The sequence below is a fragment of the Kiloniella laminariae DSM 19542 genome (assembly GCF_000374005.1).
In the GTDB taxonomy this organism is placed as follows: Bacteria; Pseudomonadota; Alphaproteobacteria; order Kiloniellales; family Kiloniellaceae; genus Kiloniella; species Kiloniella laminariae.
In genome coordinates this window covers 199330-216109 of sequence record NZ_KB893166.1, presented here as the reverse complement: position 1 = coordinate 216109, position 16780 = coordinate 199330, and the positions used below count along the sequence as shown (strand labels likewise).

The window sequence follows — 16780 nt, the reverse complement described above, 5'->3', positions numbered from 1 at the left end:
TTAACTCCCGCGGTAGGTCGAATAGCCATAAGGCGAAATCAACAGAGGCACATGATAGTGGGAGGTGGTATCCGCAATCCCGAAACGAATGGGAATAATATCCAGAAAAAGTGGATCCGGCAGGGCCTTGCTTTCAGCACGAAGATAATCGCCAGCCATAAAGCGCAACTCATATTGCCCGCGTTCAAGCTGGCTGTTTTCGAGCAAGGGGCCATCAACCCGTCCATCATCGTTGGTGATGACAGACTTTATCAATGAGAAGCTGCCGTCCTTTACCCGCCAGAGTTCAATGGCCAAGCCTTTGGCAGGGACACCTTTGGCGGTATTCAGGACATGTGTTGTAAGTCGCCCCATGCGACCAGTACTCCCCTAGACAGGACTGTTCTCCTGTGAACGAAGACAGTCCTAATTGTTTATTTTGAAAATAGTATGACAGGCATCTATGGCTCTAAAAAGAACAAAGTTTAGATATCAGAGGTCTAAAAAAAGCATCAATTAAGTGGATGAGTCTTCAGGTGTTCAACCACATGTTTTTCAAAAATCTGGGTTGCGGGTGAAGGCGCACGGGTGGATTGTCTGACCAACATCAGGCGATCCCTCGGCAAGTTGGTGTCAGACAGAGGGAGAAAAACCAGTGTTCCTGCCTTGAGGTGCTGTTCAATGCCGACACGGGTCTGAAAGGCAATGCAGCGTCCTTCCCGTGCCATGGCCGCCATAACCCGCAGAGAATTGGCTTCAAGCACAGGTTTTCTGGGGCTGGGCAGATCAGACATTGTGGCATCCAGAGCCAGGCGAAGGCTCAGCCCGCGTGCCGGATAGGCGTAAGGATGTGCGATACAATCGCGTAATGTAACTTTGTCCTGTTTGATCAAGGGGTGGTCGGGTGAAACAATCGCGCCGACTTCCAGGCTTTCTTCATAGGCGACATCAAGGCCGTCCAGGGCGGAAGGATTATAGGTAAAACCAAGGTCGGCTTCGCGGGAGCGCACCATTTCGGTCACGGCATCGGCCACAGTGACGGTGAGAAAGATTTCTATCGAGGGATACCTTTCGGAGAAATCAGCCAAAATTTCCGGGAGAAGGCTGACCGAGACGGATTCTGCGGTGGCGATTCTGACCCGACCACGCTGCAGGCCGCGCAGTTCATTGATGATACCCAGGGCATCTTCATAGTCACGTAGAGTAGTCTTGGTTTGTTTGAGCAGAACAGTACCAGCTTCGGTGAGCAGCATTGCTCGCCCCGTGCGTTCAAACAGCGGCATTCCCAAAGCTTCTTCCAACATCAAAATTTGGCGGTTTACTGCCGAAGAGGCAATATTCAGCTCTCGTGATGCCGCCCGGATGGAACCGGCTTCAGCCGTGGCGGCGAAGTAGCGGAAAGCCGTTGAGACAAAGGCATCGTCTATGCGCATAAACGGGTTCCTGTTCGTTCTGATGGCGTCATAATCTGGCTCAGTTTTTTGCCATGATTTTTTATCGGGTCTTCTGCTTGAGGCTTTCGCATCTTAGGCTATAAGAAAAGGTACTCTTTTCAAGCCCCTCTGTTTTAATGAATAAGTCGGGCGACGTTTTCTGAGGTGTCTCCCCTATGAAAATCGAACGCGCGCATACTCTTTATTCTCCGGCTTTGCGATACTTTGTAGCCGTTGCAGAATATGGATCCATTCGCGAGGCGGCCCGCCAACTGAATATTGCTTCTTCGGCAGTAAACCGCCAAATCTTGGGTCTTGAAGAAGAATTTGGACTGCAGTTCTTTGAGCGGGTGGGGCGTCGGCTTCGCCTGTCAGAGGCAGGTGAGTTGTTGTTGCGTCACGCCCGTTCGGTTCTGACGGATTTTGATGTATTGTCGGAACAGATTGGTGATCTGCGTGGCCTAAAGCAAGGGGTGGTACGGGTGGCCTCGGTAGAATCTGTTGCCGATGCGATCTTGCCCCAGCTTACCCACAGTTTTCAGAAGCTTTATCCTGGAATTACGCTTGAGGTGACCATTACCAGCTCACTCAAGGTGGCCCGCCTGATTTCGACGGCAAAGGCGCATATCGGTTTTACCTTTAACCCGCCAGACCATGAAGCGCTCAAGGAAATTGCAAGCTGGGAGCTGAAAGTAGGGGCTGTCGTTGCACCTGATCACCCACTGACCCGCTCAAAAAGCTGTTCCTTTGCCGACTGTCTTGACTATCCGCTGGCTCTTCCGGCCGGAAATCTCTCGCTTGCGCGGATTCTGGAAGTGCCTCTGACGCGGTTAAAATGCAAACCGGCGGCTTTTATCAAGGCCAATTCCCTGCGGTTTATGCGCAATCTGGCACGCAAGGGACACCATGTGACCTTCCAAACAATTCTGGGCATCGAGCAGGAGCGACAAGCCGGGCTTCTAGCCTATGTAAACCTGTCAGATGCTGATATTCCAAGGGACAGGCTGGTGGTTTTGACGAATGACACTCACGAGCTCTCTCTGGCTCCCTCAACCTTTGCCAGCCATGCAAACAAGGCCCTTACAGCATATTTGGCGAACAATTGATCTCTATTTGGCATCATGGTGATCTAAAATCACTTCTTTTGTGATCAATCTGACTGCGACATACTGCCTCACATAAAAATAATAAAAGGCAGGATGAGGCTTATGGGGTGTCTGACGACGCATGTACTGGATACGGCTAGGGGAATAGCCGCATCCGGTCTGAAAATAGAACTGTTTCGTGTCGGAGAAACAGCCCCCTTGCGGGAAATTATTACAAATGAAGACGGACGGGCGGACGGCCCCCTTCTGGACCAGGGCAGTTTTGTTCCCGGGGTCTATGAACTTCATTTTCATGCTGGTGATTATCTGAGAGAAGGCGGCACTGTGCTCAGTGATCCTGCTTTTCTTGACCTGATAACCATTCGGTTCGGTATTTCAGATGCCGAACAGCATTATCATGTTCCCCTGCTTCTCTCGCCCTTTGGCTATTCTACCTACCGGGGGAGCTGATCTATCGGTCAGTTTCCTAAAACGGTCTAGAAAGGCCTGCCATAGAAGAAAACCGGAAAAACCCGGTGTGATAAATGAACGGGGAGAAAACAGAGTATGACTGAGATAGCAAAATCGGCAGCAACTGCCGAGCAGCTGAGAGACCCAAACTATTGCCCGCCAATGAAAGAAGCTATTCCGCTGGGGATACAGCACGTTCTGGCGATGTTTGCCGGGAACGTCACCGTTCCCATTATTATCGCGGGGGTAGCCGGTCTGTCAGGGGGCGACAAGATCTTCCTGATCCAGACAGCCATGTTCGTTGCGGGTATTGCGACCTTGTTACAGACAATCGGCATTGGTCCGGTTGGCGCCCGTCTGCCGATTGTGCAGGGAACCAGTTTCGCTTTTATTCCGATCATGATCCCGATTGTTAAAACGGCGGGGATGGGAGCCCTTTTTGCTTCTGCTGCCATCGGCGGGGTGTTCCATTTTATTCTTGGGACCTTTATCGGACGTTTGCGTGGGATACTACCGCCGCTGGTGACAGGGATTGTGGTTCTGTCCATCGGTTTGGCCCTGATCCCGGTGGGTATACAGTATGCGGCTGGTGGAGCAGGCAAGGTTGAGGATTTTGGGGCTCTGCACCATATCTCTCTGGCTATACTGGTGATGGTGGTCACGCTGGCGGTCAAGTTCCTGACCAAGGGATTTCTCTCTGCTTCGGCTATTCTGATTGGATTGATTGTCGGTTATCTGGTTGCTATTCCCATGGGAATGGTGGATTTCGGACGGGTTGCTTCTGCGGGCTGGTTTGCCCTGCCTTCGCTCTTTTCCTATGGCTTCGAGATCAACACGGCAGCAGTTATCGGGATGTTGCTGATGTCTGTGGTCAGCGCGATCGAGACTGTCGGGGATATTTCGGGAATTACCACAGGCGGCGCGGGTCGCGAAGCCACCGATCGCGAGATTTCAGGCGGAACCATGGCTGATGGTCTGGGGACAGCACTGGGAGCGCTTTTCGGGGCGATGCCGAATACTTCCTATAGCCAAAACGTCGGGCTGGTTGCACTTACAGGTGTGATGAGCCGACATGTGGTAACCTGTGGTGCTGTGTTCCTGATTATTGCGGGTCTGTTTCCCAAACTGGGCGCGGTTATCTCTGTCATGCCAAACGCGGTTCTGGGCGGGGCGGCCATCATTATGTTCGGCATGATTGCCGGGGCAGGCATGAAGCTTCTGGCCATGACCAAACTGTCACGTCGGGATCTGGTGATTATTGCTGTGTCTCTGGGGATTGGTCTTGGGCTCAAGTCTGTGCCGGAAGCCGTGGCAACTTTACCAGCAACGGCCAAGATACTTTTAACCTCGGGTCTGGCTCCCTCTGCCTTTCTCGCAATTCTGCTTAACCTGATCCTTCCAAGAGAAGCTGATCTCTAGAAAGTAAAAGAGCTGAAGAACGATATGAAAACGCTGTTGATCAAAAACGCCCGTGTCCTGGTAACGATGGATCAGGACAGGCGAGAGCTGAAAGAGGGTGCTCTTTATGCTGTGGATGGCGTCATCAAGGCTGTGGGTAGTTCAGATGATCTGCCGCAGGATGCTGATACAGTCCTGGATCTGAGTGGCCATATCGTTCTTCCCGGTCTGGTGAATACGCATCACCATCTCTACCAGACGCTGACCCGGACCTTTGCCCAGGATGAGCCGCTGTTTCCCTGGTTGCAGTCGCTCTATCCCGTCTGGTCGCATCTGACACCAGAAGCAATCAAGGTCTCTGCCCAGGTCGGTATCGCCGAGTTGTTATTGTCGGGCTGTACCACCACCAGCGATCATCTCTACCTGTTCCCAAATGGCAGCCGACTGGATGATTCCATTGAGGGGGCGATGGAGATGGGTATCCGGTTCCACGCGACCCGGGGTTCCATGTCGATTGGCGAAAGTGATGGTGGCCTTCCACCAGACAGTCTGGTGGAAAATGAAGAAGCGATTTTGAAAGACAGCCAGCGGTTGATTGAAAGCTATCATGATGCTTCTGATGGATCGCGGATCCGGATTGCCCTGGCGCCCTGTTCGCCTTTTTCTGTCTCCCGGGATCTGATGCGGGAATCAGCCTTGCTCGCACGTTCATATGGCGTGGGATTGCACACACATCTGGCCGAAAACGTCGAGGATATCCTCTACAGTCAGGAAAAATTTGGTCTGCGTCCGGGCGATTATGCTGAAGAGTTGGGGTGGGTTGGCAATGATGTCTGGCATGCCCATTGTGTTCAATTGAACCCCGATGAAATTTCGCTGTTTGCCCGTACCGGAACCGGGGTAGCCCATTGCCCTTGTTCCAATATGCGACTGGGGTCGGGCATTGCGCCAGTGCGGGAAATGTATGATGCCGGGGTCAAGGTTGGACTGGGGGTAGACGGATCTGCATCGAATGATTCCAGCCACCTTCTGGCTGAAGCCCGTCAGTCGATGCTGTTGCAGCGGGTCAAACATGGCGCGCGGGGACTGAAGGTTCGGGAAGCCATCGAAATTGCGACACTGGGCGGGGCAAAGGTTCTTAATCGGAGTGATATCGGCATATTGGCTCCGGGCTATCAGGCGGATTTTGCCGCTTTCAAGCTCGATGAACTCTATCATTCCGGGGCTGAACTGGACCCCGTTGCTGGTTTGCTACTCTGCCATCCGGTCAAGGCAAACTATACCGCCGTGGGCGGAGAACTGCTGGTCAGTGAAGGTCGGATTACCCGTCTGGATCTGCAGCCGCTGCTGCAGCGGCACCGGAACATCGCCATCGATCTGGCGAACAAGGCACAATAGCTGTCTTTCAGAGGCAGACAAGACGAACAGATAAAAGACAAAGAACCACCCGAGGGTGGCAAGATGCATCAGGAAGGATGACGTAACATGGAATCATTTGCGGTAGACTGGCTTAACTTGATTTTCCGCTGGGCTCATCTTATTGCAGGTGTGGGCTGGATTGGTACCTCCTTCTATTTCATTGGCCTTGATCTGTCCCTGCGCAAGCGCGAGGGGCTGGACAAGGACGTCTTCGGATCTTCCTGGCAGGTGCATGGCGGGGGATTTTACAATGTTGAAAAGTATCTGGTCGCCCCCAAGAAACTGCCGGATGATCTGGTCTGGTTCAAATGGGAAGCCTATCTGACCTGGGTTACCGGTTTTGCCCTTCTGGTGGTTCAGTATTATTACAACGCCAGCAGCTATCTGATTGATCCGAGCGTTATGGTGCTGGAACCTTGGCAGGCGATTGCTATTTCGGTTGCAAGCCTTGTTGGTGGCTGGCTGATTTATGACGGGATCTGCCGTTCGCCGCTGGGGAAAAACACTGCTGTTCTGGCGCTTTGTGTCTTTATCCTCATTGTTGGTGCGAGTTGGCTGTTCTCTCAGGTGTTTTCCGGACGCGGGGCCCTGATCCATGTTGGTGCTTTTGTCGGCACCATGATGGCGGTAAACGTTTTTGGCATTATTATCCCCAACCAGAAAAAGGTTGCGGCTGCACTGATGCGCGGGGAAGAGCCTGATGCCAAGTATGGCAAGATCGGCAAACAGCGCTCGGTGCATAACAACTATCTGACCCTGCCGGTTCTGTTGATGATGGTAAGCAATCACTATCCCATGTTGACCGGGCATCCGCACAGCTGGCTTCTGGTTGCGCTGATTATTGTTATCGGTGGTTCTGCCCGCCACCTGCTCAACCGTCATGAAGCCGGGGATGTCTTTAAACAGTACGCCTGGACACTTCCGGTTGCGGCTTTGGGTTTGCTTGCTGCTATTATTCTTACAGCACCGCAAACGCGGAATTACGGCAGCGACAAAGTGACAGACACGGCTGTCCTTGAGGTGCTTCAAACGCATTGCGCCAGCTGTCATGCTGTGACACCAACCAGCGAGGTCTTTGATGAAGCACCTCAGGACATTCATCTTGAAACCATCGAAGACCTCACGCGTTATCTGGACCGGGTTAAGGCACAGGCGGTTGATTCTGATGCGATGCCTCTTGGCAATGAAACGGGGATGACAGATGCTGAACGGACAACTCTTGGTGCCTGGATTGCCCAGCAGTAACCCGATGTGCAGAAGCGGAGAAACAGTTGAATGAGTAAGTGTTATTCTCTTGAGGCAGTGAATGCTATGGATGCTCCTGATTTTGCCGGGGCATTCGGCGATATTGCCGAACATTCCCCCTGGGTCGCCGAACTGGCGGGAAAAGAACGTCCCTTTGCCAGCCGGGATGCCATGATCGGGGCTTTTGCCCAGGTGATGTTTGCGGCAGAACCTGATGCCCAGCTGGCGCTGATCAGGGCGCATCCTGATCTGGCAGGCAAGGCGGCACTGGCGGGTGAGTTGACCGAAGATTCAAAAAAAGAACAGGCCGGAGTTGGTCTGGACCAGTTGACAGCTGAGGAATTCGAACGCTTTACAGCTTCAAATGACCGCTATCGCGAGAAGTTCGGCTTTCCTTTTATCTTTGCCGTCAAGGGCGCGACCAAATTTATGATCATGGATGCTTTTGAAGCCAGACTGGAAAACGGCACAGCAGAAGAGTTCCGCACCGCTCTGGAACAGATTGCCCGCATTATCCGCTTTCGACTTGAGGACCGGGTTCAATGAGTGAAGTAGAAAAGGATTATCCTCGGGATTTGGTTGGTTACGGTCCGCAGCCCGCAAAGGCGAACTGGCCTGAAGGCGCCCGTGTGGCGGTCCAGTTTGTCCTGAACTATGAAGAGGGCGGCGAAAACTGCGTACTGCACGGGGATCCGGCCTCGGAAGTGTTCCTGTCCGAAATCATTGGCGCGGCAGCTTTTGACAAGGCCCGGCACATGTCGATGGAATCAATCTATGAGTATGGTTCCCGGGCTGGTGTCTGGCGCATCCTCAAGCTGTTCCGCGAACGGCAGATCCCGATCACGCTTTTTGCTGTGGCCATGGCGATGGAACGCCATCCGGCAGTGATCGAAGCTGCCCTGAAAGACGGGCACGAGATCTGCTCACATGGTTATCGCTGGATCAATTACCACGGTATGTCCAGGGAGCAGGAGCGCGAGCATATGATCCGCGCGATCGAGATTCAGAAAAAGATCACCGGTGAGAGACCGCTGGGCTGGTACACCGGGCGTACATCAGAGAATACCCGCCAGCTGGTCGCTGAAGAGGGGGGCTTTGTCTATGATGCGGATGACTATTCCGATGATTTGCCCTTCTGGTCGCAGCTGGTTGACCGTCCGCATTTGGTGGTGCCCTACACGCTTGATACCAATGATATGCGTTTCGCCACGGCACAGGGCTTTAATACCGGGGATCATTTTTTCCACTATCTGAAGGATGCCTTTGACATCCTTTATGCAGAGGGCGATGAGGCCCCGAAGATGATGTCTATCGGCCTGCACTGTCGTCTGATTGGCCGCCCCGGCCGCTTCGCCGGATTGAAAAAATTTGTCGACTATATCCAGTCATACGACAGGGTCTGGTATGCGCGGCGGATTGATATCGCTCAGCATTGGATCAAACAGCACCCCTATGAGGGAGCATGACCATGCCGGACCCCTTTGTTCTTCGTCCTGTGCCGCTCACGGTTGAGGCCTTCGCGCCCTTCGGGCAGGTGATCGAGACGGACTATGAAAAAAGTTATCTGATCAATGAGGGCACCACGCGACGATTTCACGATCTGGCACAAGTTGATGTTACGGGAGACGGGGCCGAGGTTATCCTGTCGATTTTCAGGGGAACACCGCGCGCCCTGCCCATAACAATTTCGATGCTGGAGCGCCACCCGCTGGGCAGCCAGGCCTTCATTCCCATGCGCCCGGATCCCTGGTTGATTGTCGTTGCACAGGGAGAGAGCCCGACGGCAGAAAACTGTCGGGCTTTTTATGCATCAGGTCAGCAGGGTGTCCAGTATGCCCGGAATATCTGGCACCATCCCCTGCTGGTTCTGGCTCCGACACAGGAGTTTTTGATCGTTGATCGCAAGGGGGAGGGTAACAATCTCGAAGAACGCTGGTTTACGGATCAAACAACGGTTGTGCAAATCCCGTAAATTACCCCTACCGTAAAGCCTGTCTTTTGCTGTATTGATAAAAGAACATATTCATAAAATACGATAAAAAGGGCTGCCAAAAAGCCCGATAACAAGACCCAGACGAAAGAAAGTTTATCAATGACTGATCGGATTAAGATCGGCGCGCTCCATATTAAAAAAATTCTGCATGATTTCCTGATTGAAGAAGCGCTGCCCGGTACTGGCATCAAACCTGCTGACTTCTGGCAAGGTTTCGAGAAAATGTTGATCGAACTGATGCCAGAGAACAGGGCGCTTCTGGAAAAAAGGGATCAGTTGCAGCAGAAGCTGGATCACTGGCACAGGAGCCATCCCGGCCCGATTACAGATCACAAAACCTATAAAAGCTTCCTTGAGGAAATCGGGTACATCGTACCTGTGAGCGCTGACTTTTTCATAGAGACCAGCAAGGTCGACAGCGAAATCACAACGGTCGCCGGACCACAGCTGGTCGTGCCTGTGCGCAATGCACGTTATGCTCTCAATGCGGCCAATGCCCGTTGGGGCAGTCTCTATGATGCGCTCTATGGAACCGATGCGATTGCGGAAACCGCGGGGGCTGAAAAGGGCAGTTCGTTTAATCCAAAGCGCGGGGAAAAGGTCATAGCCTGGGCCCGGTCCTTTCTGGATCAGGCGGCGAAGCTGGAACGGGGATCACACAGGGACGCTGTCTGTTATAACATTCGTGATGGCAAATTACAGATAACCCTTGAAGACGGAACCCGAACCGGGTTGGCAACAGGAACAGAGTTTCTGGGCTATAGCGGTGATCCGAAAGGGGCCTATAGTCTTTTACTCCGGCACCATAACCTGCATTTTGAGATTGTTGTGGATCGCAGCAAAGGTATTGGCCGCAATGATCCGGCAGGGGTACTGGATGTTATTCTGGAATCTGCGCTTTCAACCATTATGGATTGCGAGGATTCCGTTGCCGCGGTTGATGCCGAAGAAAAGGTCGAGGTCTATCGCAACTGGCTTGGGCTGATGAAGGGCAATCTTTCTGTCAGCTTCGCCAAGAGAGAAAAGACCATTACCCGCAGCCTTGATCCGGATCGCTCCTATACCTCGCCCGAAGGGACGGCGTTTGACCTGCAGGGGCGCAGCCTGATGCTGGTGCGTAATGTCGGTCATTTGATGACCAACCCGGCCATTTTGGTTGGCTCGGAGAAGCGGGAGGTTCCTGAAGGCCTGATGGATGGTCTGGTTACAGCCACGATCGCCCTGCACGATTTGAAAAAAGACAAGGGGCTACGCAACAGTCGCAGCGGATCGGTCTATATCGTGAAGCCGAAAATGCACGGCCCGGAAGAAGTCGCTTTTGCCGACAGGATTTTCAGCCGGGTCGAGGATATTCTTGGGCTGGAACGCCATACGTTGAAAATCGGCATTATGGACGAGGAGCGTCGGACCACGCTGAATTTGAAAGAAGCCATCCGGGCAGCAAAAAACCGGGTGTTTTTCATCAACACCGGTTTCCTTGATCGTACCGGAGATGAAATTCACAGCGCCATGGAAGCCGGGCCGATGGTCACCAAGGCGGAGATGAAAAACACCCGCTGGATCAAGGCCTATGAAGACTGGAATGTCGATACGGGCCTGGCCTGTGGTCTCAGGGGCAAAGCCCAGATCGGCAAGGGCATGTGGGCCATGCCGGATCTGATGGCGGATATGCTGGATCAGAAGATTGGTCATCCCAAAGCTGGAGCATCCACAGCCTGGGTGCCTTCACCAACCGCCGCGACCCTGCATGCCACGCACTATCACCGGGTACTGGTTCAGGATCGACAGTGCGAACTTGCCGGGCAGTGCCGGGCGTCACTGGATGATCTGATCTCGGTACCGGTCGCTGAAAACACCAACTGGTCACCGGATGAAATTCAGCGGGAGCTGGACAACAACGTTCAGGGACTGCTGGGCTATGTTGTGCGCTGGATTGATCAGGGTGTTGGCTGTTCCAAGGTGCCGGATATCAATAACGTCGGCCTGATGGAAGACCGCGCCACCTTGCGGATTTCCAGTCAGCATATCGCCAACTGGCTCTATCACGGGATCTGTACAGAAGAGCAGGTTCGGGCAACGTTGGGGCGTATGGCAGAGGTGGTGGATCAGCAAAATGAAGATGATCCAGACTATCGACCCATGGCAGTTGATTTTGAAAATAACATCGCCTTTCAGGCCGCCTGTGATCTGATTTTCAAAGGCAGAGAACAGCCCTCCGGCTATACTGAGCCGATCCTGCATGCCAGGCGGTTGGAACTGAAACAAAATTCCTAGAAAGCAAAAAGCTTCAGACAGTATCAAAACCGTCTGAAGCTTTTTTCATATTCCAGATGTAATCAACCTTAACTCAACTGGTAACCCGGGGTTGAACGGGACAGGGCGATTTCTTCTTCGTCCATGTCTTCGGCGATGCTGTCAAACAGAGGCGTTGTCATGTAGCGCTCGCCGGTATCGGGCAGCATGCAGAGAATCACAGATCCAGGGGCGGCTTTTTCGGCGACTTTCATGGCAACGGCAAAGGTGGCGCCGCCGGAAATTCCGGTCAGGATGCCTTCCTTGCTCGCAAGCTTTTGCGCCCAGTTGACCGCTTCGCCGCCGGGAATGGGCAGCAGTTCGTCATAGCTTTTGCTATCCAGAAGTTCCTGCAAAACCTGCGGGATAAAATCAGGGGTCCAGCCCTGAATCGGGTGGGGTTCAAACGCGGTATGTCCGACAGATGCTGTGCCGTCTTCGTTGCGCTCCTGCGGTTTTCCACTGCCGACCAGCTGTGCATTGGCAGGTTCAGTCAGAATAATTTTTGTTTCCGGGCGCTCTTTGCGAAGCACACGGGAGACCCCGGTGATGGTGCCGCCCGTACCATAACCGCTGACAAAATAATCGAGGCGCTGTCCAGCAAAGTCAGCCATGATTTCGCGCGCTGTTGTCATCTCGTGGATATCAGCATTGGCGGCGGTTTCAAACTGGCTGGCCAGGAACCAGCCATTTGCCTTGGCCAGTTCTGCGGCCTTTTGGTACATACCAAAGCCTTTCTGGGCCCTGGGCGTCAGAACGACTTTTGCACCAAGAATGCGCATCAGCTTGCGCCGCTCGACTGAAAAGCTGTCGGCCATGGTGACGACCAAGGGATAGCCTTTCTGGGCGCAGACCATGGCAAGACCGATACCAGTGTTACCGCTTGTCGCTTCGACAACGGTCTGGCCGGGCTTAAGGGTGCCATTACGTTCCGCTGCTTCGATAATGTTGAGGGCGAGGCGGTCCTTGACGGAACTCAACGGATTGAAGAACTCGGCCTTGACGTAAAGAGACACGCCTGCGGGGGCAAGGTTGTTGATCCGGATAGAAGGTGTATCACCAACTGTCTCAAGTATGGAGTTGAACAGCCTGCCCCGGCCCTTGGTGGTTCTTGTTTTGTTGTCCGCCATTGTATTTCCCCGTTTTAAAAACACGATATCTCTATAGATGGTATCGAAAATGCGTTGTTGAAGGTGTACACCCAAGCTGGATTTAAGGGAAGAGCCAAGAGCCTGCCCAGAAGAGGGAAGTTGGGTCTTGTTGCTTCAGATATATTTGCGAATGGCCCGGTCGCTGACCCGGGTGAAAAGCTCGTAGGCGGAAGTTCCGGCCATGGCAGCGGCGTCCTCAACCAGACTGTTGGGGCCAAAAATCTCGACCATGTCGCCCGTTTTGCAGGCGCCTTCCGGCAAACCGGTCAGATCAATCGTGATCATATCCATGGAGACCCGCCCAATAATAGGAGCTTTGTGTCCGTTCACGGTGACTTGATGGCTCTCGCCGCTGAGCGGTTTGAACAAGGCGCGCATCATGCCGTCAGCATAGCCGCAGAGGATGACACCAAGACGGGTTTTTTTTGCGACAGGTGTCGCTCCATAGCCGACGGCTTCTCCGGCCTCGACCTGTTTGATTTGCATCAGGGGCGCAAGGAAACTGACCACGGTCTTCAGGCGGGACTGGCCCTTTTCAAAGTAATGCGGGTCGTGACCATAGAGACCGATCCCGGGGCGAACGAGATCAAAATGGTACTTTGACCCAAGCAGGGTTCCTGCGGTGTTGGCGAGACTTGCCGGGACGCCAGGGAAGGTTTTCACGATGCGGCGAAAGACGGCAAGCTGACGGGAGTTTTCAGCCGAGGCCAGGCGATCAGCACAGGAGAGGTGGCTCATGACGAGCCGCAGGTCCAGTTTGGCCAAATCTCTTTTGTCGTTCAGCAAAAAGGAGAGTTCTTTTTCCTGAATGCCAAGCCGGTTGATCCCGGTTTCAAAGTGCAGGGCAGCGGGTGCAGCTTTGTCATGGAGGCTGGACCAGTTGCGGATACCTTCGATATCGTAAAGACAGGGGATAAGGCTGTTTTCCTGAAGCAGGCTGCCGTCAATGGTGATGAAGGGAGAAAGGACAAAGATCCGGGCTGCGGGGAACTGGCTGCGCAGTTCAATGCCTTCCCGGGTCAGGGCGACAAAAAAGGTTCTGCAGCCCTCGTCATAGAGTGCCTGTGCGATCTTTTCACTGCCGAGCCCATAGGCATTGGCCTTGAGAACCGCAGCGCAGTCACCGAGCGCAGTTGCTTTCAGGGTTCTGTAGTTGCCTATTACGGCTTCCAGATCGACGATCAGTTCCGGACAGGTGCCTTGAATACTTTCCATATGCCAGTTCAGTTTAATGCCCAGTTTCATGCCCGGTTTAATACCCGGCTTGATGCTTGGTGTAACTTCAGTCTCTTACTCCGGGTCATCGCTTATAATATGAGGGTGGTCCGGAATAAGATCAACGTAACAGCTTCAGCTTTTTAAGGCCTGTTCGATATAAAGCTGGCGCAGGCGTGTTGCCAGCGGGCCCGGTTTCCCAGACCCGATCTGCTTGCCATCAAGGGAAACAACCGCCGTAACAAAGGTCGTGGCAGAGGTGACAAAAGCTTCGGCAGCATCTGCTGCCTCTTCAAGAGTGAAGGGGCGTTCCTCTATCTTGATGTTGCTTTCAGCAGCTAGGGCAAGTACAGACCGCCGGGTAATGCCATGCAGGATCTCGTTGCCAAGTTGTCGGGTTACAATGCTTCCGGCTTTGGTGATGATGTAGGCATTGTTTGAGCTGCCTTCGGTGACAAAACCGTCTTCATACATCCAGGCGTCATCCGCACCCGCTGCGACCGCAGCCTGTTTGGCCAGTGCCGGAGCGAGCAGGCCGACAGATTTGATATCGCGGCGCTGCCAGCGGATATCGGGGACAGAGATCACCCTGAGGCCCTTTTCAGCAACAGGACTGTTGATCAGGTTCTTTACCTGGGTGAACATCACAAGCGAAGGTTTGGTGTCTTTGGGAAAGCCAAATTCACGATCAGCTGCGCCCCGGGTTACCTGAAGATAAAGTCCGCCTTCAACCAGATTATTCTGTTTGATCAGCTCTTTTTGTAGCCTCACCAATTCGTCCATGGTTACCGGGCAGCCCATTTGCAGCTCATCAAGCGAACGCTGGAGGCGGGTCAGGTGGGCCTCGTTATCGATCAGGCGTCCCTCGAGAACAGTAGAGACTTCATAGACCCCATCGGCGAAGAGAAATCCCCGATCAAAGACAGAGATTTTGGCGTCTTCCTCGGGCAGGAACGAGCCGTTTACATAAACTGTTCTACTCATTTATCTTCTTCCTTAACCCCAAAGCTCTTTTTCAGGCGGGGCAATTTCTACTCCAGTGAAAACCAGGCCGGGTTCACAGTCCTTTGACAGCAGCAGCGGCGCATCAAGATCCACCAGCTTGCTGCCTTGGGCCACGACCATGGCCGGGGCCATGGCAAGGGACGAGCCGAGCATACAGCCCGTCATGATTTCGAAGCCAAGGGCTTCTGCTTCTTTTTTCATGGCAAGGGCTTCGGTCAGGCCACCGGTCTTGTCGAGCTTGATATTGATCATGTCGTACTTGCCAACGAGGCCCGGCAGGGACTTGCGGTCGTGACAGGATTCATCGGCACAGATGGTAATTGGACGATCAAGCTCCCGCAGGGCTTCGTCATCCGCCGCCGGGAAGGGCTGTTCGATCATCTCTACGCCCAGTTTAACCAGTTCGGGCACCAGCTCCAGATAAAGATCCCGGCTCCAGGCTTCGTTGGCATCAACCACGATCCTTGCCGTGGGATGGCCTTTGCGTACGGCGGCTACGCGTGCCAGATCACCCTGTCCGCCAAGCTTGAGTTTCAGGACTGGTTTGTCCTGGTTGTCCCGGGCATCCTGTTCCATTTTTTCTGGCTCAGCGAGAGACAGCGTATAAACCGTGGTGGCAGGCACCATGGAAACCCCGGCAATTTCCCAGGCCCGTTTCCCGGTTTTTTTGGCTTCGAGATCCCAAAGCGCGGCATCAACAGCAAAGCGGGCTGCGCCAGGGGCAATGGCATCCTGAAGCTCAAGGCGGGTCATGCCGCTTTCCAGAGCAGGGAGGATTGCCTCGATCTGTTGGGTGACCGAAGCAACACTCTCGCCGTATCTGGGGTAGGGCACGGACTCTCCCTGGGCCCGGATACCGTCTTCTTCAATGTAGACATTGAGGACAACGGCCTCGGTCTTGGAACCGCGAGAGATGGTAAAAGCCCCACGGATCGGCCAGGGAGTTGAGGAAATTGTGATTTTCCGGCTCATGCGAAGTTGTCCACAATCTTGGCAACACCAGTTCGCACAGGATCAACCGCGGGCAAGCCGAACTGGGCTTCGATTTTTGTAAGGTAAGCTGTCGCTTCCGCGTCGCTTAGCTTGGCGGTGTTGATCGAGATACCGACAAATTTGGCATTCTTGTTGGTCAGATAAGCTGCCCGAAGATTGGCCTCCATGCAGTCTTCAAGGGACGGCAGGGTAAAGTCTGGCAAGCCGCGCATGTGGGTTCTGGTCGGTTCGTGGCAAAGCACAAGAGCGTCCGGCTGTGAACCGTGGATCAGGCCAAGGGAAACCCCGGCAAAGGAGGCGTGATAGAGGGAGCCTTGACCTTCGATAATATCCCAGTGGTTCTCATCGTTGGCGGGCGAATGTACTTCGACAGAGCCGGAGATAAAGTCAGAAGCCACAGCATCAATGGAGACACCATCCCCGGTGATCAGGATACCGGTCTGGCCTGTTGCGCGAAAATCAGCGGGAATACCACGATCGCGCAGTTCCTTTTCTATGGCGAGCGTGGTGTACATTTTCCCACAGGAACAGTCTGTGCCGACAGCAAGAAGACGTTTGCCGGAGCGGGGTGAGCCTGCAGCAACAGGGTACTGTTTGGTTGGATGGCGTACATCGTGGATCTTGCGCCCGAGGCGTTTTGCAGCTGCTGCAACTTCGGGAACATCGGCAAGTTTATTGTGCAGGCCTGCGGCCAGATCCAGTCCGGATTCAAGGGCCTGAACCAGGACTGTTACCCAACTGGCATCGATTACGCCGCCGCGGTTGGCCACACCGACAACCATGGTTTTTGCCCCTTCGGCAACAGCCTGTTCCGGCGACATGTCTGTCAGGCCAAGGTCGGCGTTGCAGCCGTCAAGGCGAAGCTGACCGACGCAGTTTTCCGGACGCCAGTCCCGGATACCCTGGGCAACCTTGGCTGCAAGCGGATCGGCAGCGTTTCCGAGGAAGAGGAGATACGGTGTTCTGATGCTCATGTAATTACTCCCAGAATTGCGCGATCCAATCACGCAGGATTGTAAGGTTTGCCGGATGTGTCGTGGGTTGCCTGCTCCGTGATCTCTTGGGTCAGATTCTCGGGAACTTTCTTCCGGGTGTAGAAGA

At 53.7% G+C, this 16780-nt stretch carries 16 protein-coding genes; 9 read left to right on the top strand and 7 right to left on the bottom strand.

Annotated elements, in window-relative coordinates; genetic code table 11:
- Both uraH (B152_RS0116030) and B152_RS0116025 read right to left on the bottom strand, forming a co-directional pair.
- The gene (uraH, locus tag B152_RS0116030) at positions 1 to 354 is read right to left on the bottom strand and encodes a hydroxyisourate hydrolase (RefSeq protein ID WP_020593448.1); all 354 of its coding nucleotides are present in this window, start codon (positions 352 to 354) and stop codon (positions 1 to 3) included.
- A 137-nt stretch (positions 355 to 491) separates the two neighbouring features.
- Positions 492 to 1412 carry a LysR family transcriptional regulator gene (locus B152_RS0116025; RefSeq protein WP_020593447.1) on the bottom strand — a complete coding sequence of 307 codons (921 nt, stop codon included), beginning with the start codon at positions 1410 to 1412 and terminating at the stop codon, positions 492 to 494.
- A gap of 176 nt (positions 1413 to 1588) precedes the next feature.
- On the opposite strand from B152_RS0116025, the gene B152_RS0116020 reads away from it, so the two are divergent.
- From B152_RS0116020 to B152_RS0115980, 9 genes are all read left to right on the top strand, one after another.
- A complete protein-coding gene (locus B152_RS0116020) occupies positions 1589 to 2518 on the top strand; it encodes a LysR family transcriptional regulator (RefSeq protein ID WP_020593446.1) in 930 nt (309 codons plus the stop codon).
- A gap of 102 nt (positions 2519 to 2620) precedes the next feature.
- Positions 2621 to 2968 carry a hydroxyisourate hydrolase gene (uraH, locus tag B152_RS0116015; RefSeq protein WP_020593445.1) on the top strand — a complete coding sequence of 116 codons (348 nt, stop codon included), beginning with the start codon at positions 2621 to 2623 and terminating at the stop codon, positions 2966 to 2968.
- A 96-nt stretch (positions 2969 to 3064) separates the two neighbouring features.
- Positions 3065 to 4387: a uracil-xanthine permease family protein gene (locus B152_RS0116010; RefSeq protein ID WP_020593444.1), complete on the top strand. Its 1323-nt coding sequence runs from the start codon at positions 3065 to 3067 to the stop codon at positions 4385 to 4387.
- Between the two features lie 24 nt (positions 4388 to 4411).
- Entirely contained in the window at positions 4412 to 5764 is a 1353-nt protein-coding gene (locus tag B152_RS0116005) for an 8-oxoguanine deaminase (RefSeq protein ID WP_020593443.1), read from the top strand.
- An 87-nt stretch (positions 5765 to 5851) separates the two neighbouring features.
- The gene (locus B152_RS0116000; protein WP_020593442.1) at positions 5852 to 7030 is read left to right on the top strand and encodes a urate hydroxylase PuuD; all 1179 of its coding nucleotides are present in this window, start codon (positions 5852 to 5854) and stop codon (positions 7028 to 7030) included.
- 30 nt (positions 7031 to 7060) lie between these two features.
- Positions 7061 to 7576, top strand: a complete 516-nt coding sequence (gene uraD, locus B152_RS0115995; RefSeq protein WP_033406677.1) for a 2-oxo-4-hydroxy-4-carboxy-5-ureidoimidazoline decarboxylase — start codon at positions 7061 to 7063, stop codon at positions 7574 to 7576.
- Complete coding sequence (puuE, locus tag B152_RS0115990; protein WP_020593440.1) at positions 7573 to 8496, top strand: allantoinase PuuE; 924 nt, start codon at positions 7573 to 7575, stop codon at positions 8494 to 8496. The genes uraD and puuE overlap by 4 nt, the downstream gene beginning before the upstream one ends.
- A 2-nt stretch (positions 8497 to 8498) precedes the next feature.
- On the top strand, positions 8499 to 9002 hold the full coding sequence (locus B152_RS0115985) for an ureidoglycolate lyase (protein WP_026261631.1): 504 nt from the start codon (positions 8499 to 8501) through the stop codon (positions 9000 to 9002).
- A gap of 120 nt (positions 9003 to 9122) precedes the next feature.
- A complete protein-coding gene (locus B152_RS0115980; protein ID WP_020593438.1) occupies positions 9123 to 11297 on the top strand; it encodes a malate synthase G in 2175 nt (724 codons plus the stop codon).
- Between the two features lie 68 nt (positions 11298 to 11365).
- Here B152_RS0115980 and B152_RS0115975 read toward each other — a convergent pair whose 3' ends face one another.
- From B152_RS0115975 to dgcN, 5 genes are all read right to left on the bottom strand, one after another.
- Positions 11366 to 12445, bottom strand: coding sequence for a PLP-dependent cysteine synthase family protein (locus B152_RS0115975; protein WP_020593437.1), 1080 nt, complete (start codon positions 12443 to 12445; stop codon positions 11366 to 11368).
- Between the two features lie 135 nt (positions 12446 to 12580).
- Positions 12581 to 13711 carry an alanine racemase gene (gene alr, locus B152_RS0115970; protein ID WP_020593436.1) on the bottom strand — a complete coding sequence of 377 codons (1131 nt, stop codon included), beginning with the start codon at positions 13709 to 13711 and terminating at the stop codon, positions 12581 to 12583.
- A 105-nt stretch (positions 13712 to 13816) separates the two neighbouring features.
- Positions 13817 to 14665, bottom strand: a complete 849-nt coding sequence (locus B152_RS0115965; RefSeq protein ID WP_020593435.1) for a D-amino-acid transaminase — start codon at positions 14663 to 14665, stop codon at positions 13817 to 13819.
- Positions 14666 to 14677: 12 nt separating this feature from the next.
- Positions 14678 to 15658 (bottom strand): N-acetyl-D-Glu racemase DgcA, encoded by a 981-nt coding sequence (gene dgcA / locus B152_RS0115960; RefSeq protein ID WP_020593434.1) that lies wholly within the window; start codon positions 15656 to 15658, stop codon positions 14678 to 14680.
- Positions 15655 to 16653 carry an N-acetyltransferase DgcN gene (dgcN, locus tag B152_RS0115955; RefSeq protein ID WP_020593433.1) on the bottom strand — a complete coding sequence of 333 codons (999 nt, stop codon included), beginning with the start codon at positions 16651 to 16653 and terminating at the stop codon, positions 15655 to 15657. Before dgcN ends, dgcA begins: the two co-directional genes overlap by 4 nt.
- Between the last annotated feature and the right edge of the window lie 127 nt (positions 16654 to 16780).